Genomic DNA, 11534 nt, shown 5'->3' on the forward strand with positions numbered 1-11534 from the left:
CCCGCTCCAATCCTCGGTGATCACCCGCTCTTCACCCAGGGCCTTGCCCGCCACGGTGTTGATCAGCTCTGGCAGGTAGCCGTGGGACCAAGCGGTGTAGACGGTTGCATTGCGGTATTTTTCGCTCAGCAACTCTTCGGCCAGCTCATCGGTGTCGTTGGCGCCGTAGTCGATGTTCACCGGCAAGCCGAGGCGAATGGCGCTGGGGGTGATGGTCATCAGCGGGCGGATATAGCTGTAGCTTTCGTCCCTGCTGCCTTCTTCGACATGCCGTGAGGGGTTGGCGGCAAACACGTAGTCAGCCTTGCCGAAGCGTTCGGGCAGCACGGTTGCCAGGTCCAGCGCACGGTTGAGGCCTTGGCAGTTCAATTGGCCCAACCCTTCACCTGGCTTCTCGCCATGACGCAGGAACACCAAGGTTTGAGTGCCATCCACCGGTTGCGCCCGGCTTTCGACAGCCTCCAGCGCCAACGGTACAGCGACGGCTGTGAGCACCAGGCTCAGCAGCAAGTGACGGCGACGGTGGAAGAATGTTGGCAACTTCATCAAGGCAGGCTCGTGTGGCATAAAAATCGGAGTTACCCGCCACATCGCCCGGCCAGTCGCAGGGCGCCCTTGTAGTGAATGCCATCCTTGGCAACGAGTGAGGGTCAGAGTGCCCTGAACCCGTTTGGTTCCTCCCTGGAGGTGAATGCCGTTCCCTAGGCAAGGCCCAGGCTAGGGGAAAAGTGTTGCGCAATTGTGTAAGGTGCAAGAACCTCGGGTTGCAATACGATCACTCAATCATCCCGCGTCAGCACTTCCACCAGCTCGATCTCGAAGGTCAGGTCCGAATTCGGTGGGATCGAGCCCACGCTGCGCTCGCCATAACCCAGGTGCGCCGGCACTAGCAGTTTGCGCTTGCCGCCAACCCGCATACCCATCAAGCCTTGATCCCAGCCCTTGATCACCCGACCAGTGCCGATCACGCACTGGAACGGCTTGCCGCGCGACCAGGACGAATCGAACTCACTGCCGTCGGCCAGCCAGCCGGTGTACTGGGTGGTGATCAGGGCGCCTTTGACGGCGGTTTTGCCATCACCCTCGACCAGGTCGATGATCTGCAGTTCTTGGCTCACGGGCACACTCCAACGCTGAAAACAAAGCCGCCCTTTTCTCAGGAATGCAGCGGTTTGGCAAGTTCGCGCGGGGTTTCATGCTGGCGCATCGACCACAGCACGCCGCCAATCACCAGCACGATCGCTGCCGCTTCCAGCAAGCTTGGGCCGGCCTGCCGCCAGAAAAAGGCATACAGCAGCGCAAACAGGGTTTCAAACACGATCAGTTGCCCACTCAAGGTCAGCGGCAGGCGCTTGGAGGCGGCGTTCCACAACGCCATGGCAAGCCACGAACCGAGCACTGCGCAGGCCAGGCTGGCCGCCCAGAACAACCACCAGCGTGACATCGGCGTTTCGGCCTGCAGCTGTTGCGGCTGCCACAGTGCCAGGCCAGCGACCATCAACAGGCTGGCAAGGCCAGTCATTACCCCGCACAACACCGACCATTGGTGGCTGTCGAAGTGGCCGCACTGCTTCAGGTAACGGCTGTTCTGCACGGCGTACCAGGTCCAGCACGCCAGGGCGGCCAGCGCGTAGAACAGGCCCATCAGCTTGTCGCCGATATCGCCGGGGGCGAAGGCGAAGGTTTGCAGATTGATGCACAGCATACCGGCAAGGATCAGCGCCAGCGGGCCGACCAGCCGCGCCAGGGGCACCGCGCCGCTGTCATTGCGGCCGTACAGGGTGATGGTCAGCGGCAACACGCCGACGATCAACGAGGCCGGGGCTACACCCAGGCGCTGGATCGCCGCCACCAGGCACACGAAGTACACCAGGTTGCCGATCACCGCCAGGCGCAACAGCATCCACGCATCACCTGCGGTCAGTTGGCGCAACTGGCGCGCCATGGGCAGGGCCAGCAGCAGCGAGATCACGCCCACCATCAGGTAGCGCACGCTGCTCAGCAACATCGGATTGAACTCGGGCAGCAGCTCGGGAACCATCAGCACCATGCCCCATAACGCACCGGCCATGCCGGCGTACATCACCCCGCGTTTCACGTGTCAGCTCCTGGTTTGAAGATGAACGCAGGCTACCTGTGCGCAGGGTATCGGGCAAAAGATGAATTCGCATCGCTGCATTCCCTGGAGGAATGCCAGCGCGCTCATTAAGATGTTGCCAGGTGGCGCCGCCACGACCTTGCACGGAGCCAACCATGAGCCGCTACAGCCGCCACCTACCCCCGCTCGATACCCTGATCGCCTTCGAGGCTGTGGCCCGTACTGGCAGTTTCACCCGTGCCGCCGGCGAGCTTTACCTGACTCAGAGCGCGGTATCCAAGCAGATTCGCTTGCTCGAAGACCAGCTCGGCACCCAGCTGTTCGAACGCCGCGCCCGCGGCATTACGCTGACCACCGCTGGCGAGCACTTCCATGATGTGGTCGAGCCGATGCTGGACAAGCTGCTGGCCAACGTCCAGCGCTTGAAAAGCGGCCATGGCAACCGCCATGTCAGCGTCATCTGCACCCATGCCGTGGCGCAATACTGGTTGTTCCCGCGCCTGCTGCGCTTCAACGAACAGCACCCTGGGCTTACGGTGAACATCCATGCCAGCAACGACATCAACGAGAGCCTGGTTGCCGATTACGACTTCGGTATTCTCTACGGGCATGGCCGCTGGCGTTCGCTGCAAGCCAGCAAGCTGTTCGATGAAGTGATCTACCCGATTGCCAGCAGCCGCTGGGACATCAGCCAGGTCGACAGCCTGGCGGCGCTGCAGGCCATGCCACTGATCCAGCTCGATGCCTCGGCCTGGAACTGCCTGGACTGGCACGACTGGTTCGCCCATTTTGGCCAGCGCTATCAGGCACCCGCCGATGCGCTCACCTTCAACCAGGTGAACTTGGTGTTCGACGCGGTCATGCAAGGAATGGGCGTGGGCCTGGGTTGGGAGTCCATGGCCCGTGAACGCATCAACAGCGGCCTGATCCGCCAGGTGTGCGATTTTGAAGTACGCACCGGTCAGGCCGACTACCTGGTGCACGACCGCCAGGCTTTGCCCTCACCCGCCGCACAGGTGTTTGCCGAGTGGCTGCTGGCACAGGCCTGAATCAGCTGTACTGCTCAAGTACCTCCTGGCCGGTGAGTTCCTTGGTCTGGTTGGCGAAGCAATACCAGGACGGTTTTTCCTCGACGAAGATCTGCAGGTCGAAATCCCACTCTTGGTCGCCATCGAGCAGGCCGACCGGCACGGCGTGGAAGTCGTTGGCCTTGAGCCGGTAGTAAAGGTGCGTGCCGCACCGGCCACAGAAACCACGCTGGGCCCAATCGGACGAATCGTAGACGCTGGGCGCACGCCCTTCGATCAGCGGAGGTTGGCTGCAGTGCACCACCAGCAATGGCCCCCCGGTCCACTTACGGCACATGCTGCAATGGCAGGCGCTGATATGGGTGTTGTCGACGGTGACCGTGAGCCGGGTAGCGCCGCACAGGCAGGTGCCTTGTTTTTCCTTGGCCATGGGTAGTTCCTTGAGCGGAAGATGGGCCTTGTAGGCGCGGCCTTGTGCCGCGCCTACAAGGGACGGTGACAGCGTGTTAAATATAGACAGTACCACGCAGGTACAACGCCGCCCGCCCACTGATGATCACTCGACCATTGCCCGGCACTTCGCACTGCAGCTGCCCTTTGCGTGCCCCGCCTTGCTCGCAGCCCAGCACGCTCTTGCCCAATCTTTCGGCCCAAACCGGCGCCAGCGAGGTGTGCGCAGACCCGGTTACCGGGTCTTCATTCACGCCAACCCGTGGGCCAAACCAGCGGGTGACGAAATCAAAGCCACGCCCTGGCGCAGTCACGGCAATACCGCGCACGTCGAATGCCGACAACGCAACGAAGTCTGGTTTCAGTGTATCGAGCAGCAAAGCGTCATCGATCACCACCACATAATCGTCGCTGCGATACAGCGCCTGTGCCGCGTTCAGGCCCAATGCCTGCAACAGGCCCGCCGGGATGTCCACGGCTTCCGGTTGCTTAGCCGGGAAGTCCATGGCCAGCAGCCCGTCAGCGCCACGGCTGACGCGCAGTTCGCCACTGCGGGTATTGAAGCGCAGCACCTGCGTCTGCTCACCCAGTTGCTCGAACAGCACATAGGCCGAGGCCAGGGTGGCATGGCCGCACAGGTCGACTTCCACGGTCGGGGTAAACCAGCGCAGGTCGAACGTTTCGCCATTGCGCACGAAGTAGGCGGTTTCCGACAGGTTGTTTTCTTCGGCAATGCGCTGCAGTACATCGTCCGGCAGCCAGCCTTGCAGCGGGATCACTGCGGCCGGGTTGCCACCGAACGGTTCAGCGGAAAAGGCATCGACCTGGAAGATTTCGAGTTGCATGCACACACTCCTGGTTGCCTGGGCGCTGCCAGGCAGTTAACTGGAAAAGGTTACGAGCGTACCGGGGTCAATACCGGCTCACCGGCAAAGAACGCCTGCAGGTTGCGCAGCACCAGTGCCACTGTGTCGCGTGCGGCTTCCGGCGACTGGCCGGCCACATGGGGTGTGAGCACGGTGTTGGCCAAGGCCTTGAGGGCATCGGGCACTGCCGGTTCGTCGTCGAATACGTCCAGCGCGGCGCCAGCCAGCTGGCCATGCTGCAATGCGGTAATCAGGGCCTGCGTGTCGACCACGCTGGCACGGGCGATGTTCACCAGATAGCCCTCAGCCCCCAAAGCCTCCAACACCTGCGCATGGACCAGATGCCGAGTGTTGGCACCACCCGGGGTGGCAACGACCAGAATGTCGACGGCCTCGGCCAGGTGTCGCGGGCTGTCGTACCAGGTGTAAGGCACATCCTGGCGTGGCGTGCGGCTGTGGTAGCTGATGGGCATGTCGAAGCCCAGGTGAGCACGCTTGGCGATTGCCAGCCCCACTGCGCCAAGGCCCAGAATGCCCAGGCGTTTGCCACTCACCGAAGGGCTGATCACTCGGTTCCATTCCCCGCGCCGGGTACTGGCATCGCCACGGGGAATGTTGCGCAGCAGCGCCAGCAGCAAAGCCAGGGTGTGGTCGGCGACGGCAGCGGCATTGGCCCCGGCACCGTTGGTAACGGTGATGCCGCGGGCTGCGGCGGCAGCCAGGTCGACCTGCTCGTAGCCGGCACCGATCACGCAGATGATCTGCAACTTGGGTAATGCGTCGATTTCGGCGGCAGTCAGCCCCAGTGGCCCACGGGTGAGCACGGCATCGATGTCATCGGCGTGACGCTCAATGGCCTCGGCCCGCAGTCGCGGTGAGGGGGCACGGATCAGGCGGTAACCGGCCTGCTCCAGCATGGGTAGGTAATCATCGACGGTTTCTACCAGTACCAGGACTGTCTTGCGCATGCCACCTCCCAATATGAAGGGGCATTATGCGGAACTACTGTGCAGTACAGTCAATGGGTAATTGCGCGACAAACTGTACTGTATCGGTAGGGTGTGTCATGAGCCCCAAAGCGCTCATTACTGCGCGAATGCTCGCCCCAAGCCTCCCGGCACACCACTGCTGTCAGTTTCCTGCCAAGGCCCATTCGGGCTCAGCGACCAGCTCCAGCCATTGTCAAACCGGTAGTAGGTGCGCTGCCGGTAAAAGGTATTGGGCTGTTTCTCCAATACATATACCCCAAGCTTGGGGTCCCAGTGGCTGGCCCCACCAGGCGGTGGCGCAAAACTGGCCGAGGTGCGCGGCATTGGCTTGGGTATCGCCGCCGGCTTGCTCGGCTGAGTAGAGGGCTGCCCGCCCGGCAACGGCTTGACCACCGGCCCCTGCGGCGGCAAACGCTCGATCGGTGGCGCGGGCTGCTCATACGGCTGATGCACCGTACACGCAGACAAACCCAGGGCCAGGGTAATCAGGGTCAGGCGGACGGTGCTGTGCATGGGATTGCTCTCTTACTGGTCGGGGCTGTCGATGGTCAGGCGCTGGGTGGCCTGAGTAGCGCTTGGCAGCGGTACGCCCTGGCCAATCCACTCGCCGTGAGTAGGCTGGCCAGCGCGCGAAACACGTGCAACCAGTTGGACTTCGGCAAATTGCGACAGTTTCATCTGCGGCATCATTGCGTCAGCATCCGACAATTCCACTTCGATCGGCAACTGCGCCACGGTCACCCGCTTGGCTGCCAGCGGCATCGGTGGGCCATTGCTGGCGCGCGCGAAAATGAACACCGTGTCGTCCGGCTTGACCTTGTCCTTAAGCGCCGCCGCCAGTTCCACACGTACTTTCAGGCGAGCCGCCACAGGCGCAGGCTCGGCAGCCTGTGCTGGCGCTGCGCCCAGCCGCTCGGCGGCGCGGTCGATACCGCCCTGCAGGGCCGCGCGCGATGTATCCCCCTCCGGCAACTGCGCCAGCAAGCGCTTCCAGTAGTCTATGGCTTCCTGATAGCGCTCACCTTCGAAGGCAGCGATACCGCGCAGGCCCAGGCTGGTGACCTCATTGGGGTCGGCCTTCAGCGCTTCGTCCGTCAGCGCCTGTACCTGCGGGCTCCACTGCTTGTCGGCGGCGAAGTACAAGGCCTGGGCCCACTGCCCGAGCAGTTCGGGCTGGCGACCCGCCAGCGCCACTGCTCGCTCGAAGGTACGCGCGGCATCGGCCGGGCGCTGCTCGGCCATGTAGGCCCGACCGAGGAAATACAGGGCCTCGGCCGAATCCGGCTGAGCCTGCACCACACGCTCCAGGCGTGTGGTCATTTCTTCCATCGACTTCGGCGCCTCGGCGAATTCCTGGGTCAGCGCCACCTTGTCGGCTGCACCGAAGTGCAGGTACAACCCCAGCGCCATCAGCGGTACCAGCACGGCAGCCAGCAGCGGCAGGGCCTTGCCAAGATGGCCCTGGCGTGGGGCCTCGGCGCCCTCGGTGTCGGCCAGCAGCTCGCGGGCTGCCTCGTCACGGCCCTTGGTCAACTGCGCCTCGTCGAGCACACCGGCAGCCTGCTGGGCAGCCAGTTCGGCAATACGCTCCTGGTACAGGGCCACGTTCAGGGCCGTGCGGTCTTCTTCCTGCTGGCGACGACGGCCACGCAGGATCGGGATCAGCAAAAAGCTGAGGGCAGCGAGCAGCAGCAGGCCCGCGCTAAGCCAGAATTCAATCATGGGTCTGTTCTTTTTCCAGCAGTTTGGCGAGACGCTCGCGTTCTTCGGCAGACAACTCATTGGCGCCCTGCACAGCCGCACCACGGCGCCGGCGAACGATCACCGCCAACACCACGAAGCCACCGGCCAGCAAAATCCCCGGGCCGAACCACAGCAGCCAGGTACGCCCGCTCAGCGCAGGCTTGTAGCGCACGAAGTCGCCATAGCGGTCGACCATGAAGTCGACGATCTGCTGGTTGCTCTGGCCTTCACCAAGCATGCGGAAGATTTCCCGGCGCAGGTCAGCGGCAATCGGTGCGTTGGAGTCGGCAATGTCCTGGTTCTGGCACTTGGGGCAGCGCAGTTCCTTGGTCAATTGCTGGTAGCGCTCGCGCTCGGCCTCGTCGCGAAACTGGTAGGTGTCGATGGCCGCCTTGGCCACGCCGGCCAGGCTCATGCCCAGTACGGCAGCTGCCAGCCAACGCTTCATGGCTTGGCCTCGTCGACCAGGCCTTGGTACAGCGGCGCCAGCTGCTCACGCCATACGGTGGCATCGACAATGCCCACGTGCTTGTAACGGATGATGCCCTTGGCATCGATCAGGAAGGTTTCCGGCGCGCCGTACACCCCCAGGTCCAGGCCCAGGCTGCCTTGCTCGTCACGGATATCCAGCTGGTAGGGGTTGTGGAACTCGGCCAGCCATTTCTGCGCGGCGGCATTGTCGTCCTTGTAGTTGACCCCGTGGATCACCACACCCTGCTGGGCCAGCTGGTTCAGGTACGGGTGCTCGACCTTGCACGACGGGCACCAGGTGGCCCACACGTTGACCAACGCCGGGCGCCCCTGCAAGTCAGCCTGGGTCAGCGTACGGTCGCCCTGAGTCGAGGCCAGGGAAAACACCGGGAACGGTTTGCCGATCATTGCCGAGGGCAACTCGTCGGGCTTGAGGAACAACCCCTTGTAGAGGAACACCGCCACCAGCAGAAACACCGCCAGGGGGACTACCATGATCCAACGCTTCATGCAGCTGCTCCAGACACGCCCAGGGCATCGCGTACCCGGGTCTTGACCTTGACGCGGTAGCGCCGGTCGAGGGCCGCCAGCAACCCGCCCAGGCCGGTCAACAGACCGCCCAGCCAGATCCAGCGGACATAAGGCTTGATATGCACACGCACGGCCCAGGCGCCGTTCTCCAGCGGCTCACCAAGGGCGACGTACAGGTCGCGGGTAAAGCCAGCGTCGATGCCTGCTTCGGTCATCATCGACTGCTGCACGGTGTACAGGCGCTTCTCTGGGTGCAAGGTGGTCACTTCACGGCCATTGCGGCTGACCACGATGGTGCCCTTGTCAGAGATGAAGTTCGGCCCTTCGAAGTGCTTGGCGCCCTGGAACAGGAAGTGGTAACCACCCAGCTCCACGCTTTCGCCCGGCGCCATTCGCAGGTCGCGTTCGGCGCTGTTGTTGCTCGACAGCACCACGCCCAGCGCGCACACCGCCAGGCCCAGGTGGGCCAGTTGCATGCCCCAGTAGCTGCGGCCCAGGCCGGGCAGCCCCTTGACCAGGCCCTTGTGGCGGGTCTTGTCAAGAATGTCACGCAGCCCGCCGAGCACCACCCAGGCAGCCAGGGCGAAGGCCGTCAGGGTCGGCCAGTCGAAGTCGTCGACGATGAAGCCGGCAACCGGGGCAAGGATGGCGCTGCCGATCAGCACCGGGGTCATCATGCTGACCAGCCATTTGCCCGGGGTGTCCTTCCAGCGCACGACCACGCCAATGCTCAGCACTACCATCAGCAGCGCCATCAGCGGCAGGAACAAGGCATCGAAGTACGGCGGGCCGACCGACAGCTTGGCCCCCGTCAACGCATCGAGTACCAGCGGGTACAGGGTGCCGAGCAGAATCATCGAAGCCGCCACCACCAGTACCAGGTTGTTGGCCAACAGCAGCGTTTCCCGCGACCACAGGGCGAACCCGACCTGGCTCTTGACCACCGGTGCGCGCAGGGCGAACAGGGTGAGCGAACCACCGACCACGAACAGCAGGAAAATCAGGATGAAAATGCCCCGCGACGGGTCGGCGGCAAATGCGTGCACCGAGGTCAGCACGCCCGAGCGCACCAGGAAGGTACCCAACAGGCTCAGCGAGAATGCGGCAATTGCCAGCAGCACGGTCCAGCTCTTGAACACCCCGCGCTTTTCGGTCACTGCAAGCGAGTGGATCAGCGCCGTACCCACCAGCCAAGGCATGAACGAGGCGTTTTCCACCGGGTCCCAGAACCACCAGCCGCCCCAGCCCAGCTCGTAATAGGCCCACCACGAGCCCAAGGTGATACCCACGCCGAGGAAGGCCCAGGCGACGATGGTCCACGGCCGCGACCAGCGCGCCCAGGCGGCGTCGAGGCGGCCGCCGAGCAAGGCGGCAATGGCGAAGGCGAAGGCCACCGAAAAGCCCACGTAGCCCATGTACAGCATCGGCGGGTGAACGATCAGGCCAAAGTCCTGCAGCAGCGGGTTGAGGTCACGGCCATCGGTCGGCACCTGCGGCAGCAGGCGCTGGAACGGGTTGGAGGTAATGATCAGGAAGCTCAGGAAGCCCACGCTGATCATGCCCATGACCGCCAGCACGCGGGCCAGCATCACCTGCGGCAACTGCCGCGAAAACACCGACACGGCAAAGGTCCAGCCGCCGAGGATCAATGCCCACAACAGCAACGAGCCTTCGTGGGCACCCCACACCGCGCTGAACTTGTAGTACCAGGGCAAGGCGCTGTTGGAGTTGCTGGCTACATAGGCGACCGAGAAGTTATCGGTCATGAAGGCATGGGTCAGGCAGGCGAAGGCGAACGCCAGGAAGGCAAACTGCCCCCACGCCGCCGGCCGTGCCAGGCTCATCCATAGGCTGTCGCCACGCCAGGCACCGAGCAGCGGCACACTGGCCTGCACAGCGGCAAAGCAAATGGCCAGGATCATCGCCAACTGGCCCAGTTCGGGGATCACCAACGCGGCGTTCATGGCTTGGCCTCCCCGCCCGTGGCGGCCTGGCCGCTTTCTTTCAGGGCTTTGCTCACCTCGGGCGGCATGTACTTCTCGTCGTGCTTGGCCAGCACTTCATCGGCCACCACCACGCCGTCGGCGTTGACCTTGCCAAGGGCGACAATGCCCTGCCCTTCACGGAACAGGTCGGGCAGGATGCCACGGTAGGTGATCGGCACCGACTTGTTGAAGTCGGTGACCACGAAGCGCACGTCCAGTGAGTCGGACGAACGTTGCACCGAGCCTTTCTCGACCATGCCGCCAGCGCGGATGCGCGTGTCCAGCGGTGCTTCGCCGTTGGCGATCTGGGTCGGTGTGTAGAACAGGTTGATGTTCTGCTGCAATGCGCTCAAGGCAAAGCCGACGGCAACCCCGACGCCGACCAGCAGGCCGACGATGAGCAACAGGCGTTTCTTGCGCTGCGGATTCACTGGTTGTTCTCCCGGCGCAAACGGCGCGCCTCTTCTTGCAGGTAGCGACGGCGGGCCAGCAGTGGCGCGGCGACATTCAGCGCCAGCACCGCCAGGCAAATGCCATAGGCCGACCACACGTACAGGCCATGGTGGCCCATGGCGAGAAAGTCACCGAAGGTGGCAAAGCTCATTGTGCGGCCCTCCGCCCCAGGCTGTTCAACACTTCATCCTTGACCCAACTGGCGCGTGCCTCGCGCTTGAGCACTTCAAGGCGCATGCGCAGCAACAGCACGGCGCCGAAGAAGCAATAGAAGCCCAGCGCCGTGCACAGCAGCGGCAGCCACATTTCTGCAGGCATCGCCGGTTTTTCGGTGAGGGTGAAGGTGGCGCCCTGGTGCAGGGTGTTCCACCACTCCACCGAATACTTGATGATCGGGATGTTCACCACGCCGACGATCGCCAGCACCGCGCAGGCCTTGGCCGCACTGTCACGATTACTGATCGCCTGGCCCAGCGCAATAATGCCGAAGTACAGGAACAGCAGGATGAGCATGGACGTAAGGCGGGCATCCCACACCCACCAGCTGCCCCAGGTCGGCTTACCCCAGATGGCGCCGGTCACCAGCGCCACGGCGGTCATCCAGGCGCCGATAGGCGCGGCGCATTGCAGGGCGACGTCGGCCAGTTTCATCTTCCACACCAGCCCCACCACCCCGGCCACTGCCAGCAGCACGTAGCAGGACTGCGCCAGCATCGCCGCCGGCACGTGGATATAGATGATGCGGAAGCTGTTGCCTTGCTGGTAGTCCTGGGGAGCGAAGGCCAGGCCCCAGGTGATACCGACCAGCAGCAGGAGCACGGCAGCGCCGGCCAGCCATGGCAGCATGCGGCCGCTGATGGCATAGAACCATTTCGGGGAGCCCAGCTTGTGGAACCACGTCCAGCTTATTTTCATCAGGG

The 11534-nt window shown here is 63.5% G+C and carries 15 protein-coding genes; 1 reads left to right on the plus strand and 14 read right to left on the minus strand.

Features of this window, described 5'->3' with window-relative positions; all coding sequences use genetic code 11:
- The 3 genes from APH42_RS07055 to APH42_RS07065 form a co-directional block, all read right to left on the minus strand.
- On the minus strand, positions 1–546 hold a 546-nt coding region (locus APH42_RS07055; RefSeq protein ID WP_060493016.1), incomplete at its 3' end, for a histidine phosphatase family protein.
- 233 nt (positions 547–779) lie between these two features.
- Positions 780–1118: an FKBP-type peptidyl-prolyl cis-trans isomerase gene (locus APH42_RS07060; protein WP_060493017.1), complete on the minus strand. Its 339-nt coding sequence runs from the start codon at positions 1116–1118 to the stop codon at positions 780–782.
- A 38-nt stretch (positions 1119–1156) separates the two neighbouring features.
- Entirely contained in the window at positions 1157–2098 is a 942-nt protein-coding gene (locus APH42_RS07065; protein WP_012273462.1) for a DMT family transporter, read from the minus strand.
- A 155-nt stretch (positions 2099–2253) separates the two neighbouring features.
- Here APH42_RS07065 and APH42_RS07070 point away from each other — a divergent pair, with 155 nt between their 5' ends.
- The gene (locus APH42_RS07070) at positions 2254–3147 is read left to right on the plus strand and encodes a LysR substrate-binding domain-containing protein (RefSeq protein ID WP_060493018.1); all 894 of its coding nucleotides are present in this window, start codon (positions 2254–2256) and stop codon (positions 3145–3147) included.
- Between the two features lies 1 nt (position 3148).
- On the opposite strand, the gene APH42_RS07075 is transcribed toward APH42_RS07070, so the two are convergent.
- The 11 genes from APH42_RS07075 to APH42_RS07125 form a co-directional block, all read right to left on the minus strand.
- Positions 3149–3556 carry a GFA family protein gene (locus APH42_RS07075; RefSeq protein ID WP_012273464.1) on the minus strand — a complete coding sequence of 136 codons (408 nt, stop codon included), beginning with the start codon at positions 3554–3556 and terminating at the stop codon, positions 3149–3151.
- Between the two features lie 76 nt (positions 3557–3632).
- A complete protein-coding gene (locus APH42_RS07080) occupies positions 3633–4421 on the minus strand; it encodes a PhzF family phenazine biosynthesis protein (protein WP_060493019.1) in 789 nt (262 codons plus the stop codon).
- A 50-nt stretch (positions 4422–4471) separates the two neighbouring features.
- Positions 4472–5410 (minus strand): 2-hydroxyacid dehydrogenase, encoded by a 939-nt coding sequence (locus APH42_RS07085; RefSeq protein ID WP_060493020.1) that lies wholly within the window; start codon positions 5408–5410, stop codon positions 4472–4474.
- 117 nt (positions 5411–5527) lie between these two features.
- Positions 5528–5944: a hypothetical protein gene (locus APH42_RS07090; RefSeq protein WP_060493021.1), complete on the minus strand. Its 417-nt coding sequence runs from the start codon at positions 5942–5944 to the stop codon at positions 5528–5530.
- A 12-nt stretch (positions 5945–5956) separates the two neighbouring features.
- On the minus strand, positions 5957–7153 hold the full coding sequence (gene ccmI / locus APH42_RS07095) for a c-type cytochrome biogenesis protein CcmI (RefSeq protein ID WP_012273470.1): 1197 nt from the start codon (positions 7151–7153) through the stop codon (positions 5957–5959).
- Positions 7146–7622, minus strand: a complete 477-nt coding sequence (locus APH42_RS07100) for a cytochrome c-type biogenesis protein (protein WP_012273471.1) — start codon at positions 7620–7622, stop codon at positions 7146–7148. The genes ccmI and APH42_RS07100 overlap by 8 nt, the downstream gene beginning before the upstream one ends.
- The gene (locus APH42_RS07105) at positions 7619–8155 is read right to left on the minus strand and encodes a DsbE family thiol:disulfide interchange protein (protein ID WP_012273472.1); all 537 of its coding nucleotides are present in this window, start codon (positions 8153–8155) and stop codon (positions 7619–7621) included. The genes APH42_RS07100 and APH42_RS07105 overlap by 4 nt, the downstream gene beginning before the upstream one ends.
- Positions 8152–10125: a heme lyase CcmF/NrfE family subunit gene (locus APH42_RS07110; protein WP_171577282.1), complete on the minus strand. Its 1974-nt coding sequence runs from the start codon at positions 10123–10125 to the stop codon at positions 8152–8154. The genes APH42_RS07105 and APH42_RS07110 overlap by 4 nt, the downstream gene beginning before the upstream one ends.
- A gap of 11 nt (positions 10126–10136) precedes the next feature.
- A complete protein-coding gene (gene ccmE, locus APH42_RS07115) occupies positions 10137–10592 on the minus strand; it encodes a cytochrome c maturation protein CcmE (RefSeq protein WP_012273474.1) in 456 nt (151 codons plus the stop codon).
- The gene (gene ccmD / locus APH42_RS07120; protein WP_012273475.1) at positions 10589–10765 is read right to left on the minus strand and encodes a heme exporter protein CcmD; all 177 of its coding nucleotides are present in this window, start codon (positions 10763–10765) and stop codon (positions 10589–10591) included. The genes ccmE and ccmD overlap by 4 nt, the downstream gene beginning before the upstream one ends.
- Entirely contained in the window at positions 10762–11529 is a 768-nt protein-coding gene (locus APH42_RS07125; protein ID WP_012273476.1) for a heme ABC transporter permease, read from the minus strand. Before APH42_RS07125 ends, ccmD begins: the two co-directional genes overlap by 4 nt.
- Positions 11530–11534: the final 5 nt, after the last annotated feature.

The sequence above is a fragment of the Pseudomonas sp. NBRC 111140 genome, assembly GCF_001320885.1.
Taxonomy (GTDB): domain Bacteria; phylum Pseudomonadota; class Gammaproteobacteria; order Pseudomonadales; family Pseudomonadaceae; genus Aquipseudomonas; species Aquipseudomonas putida_P.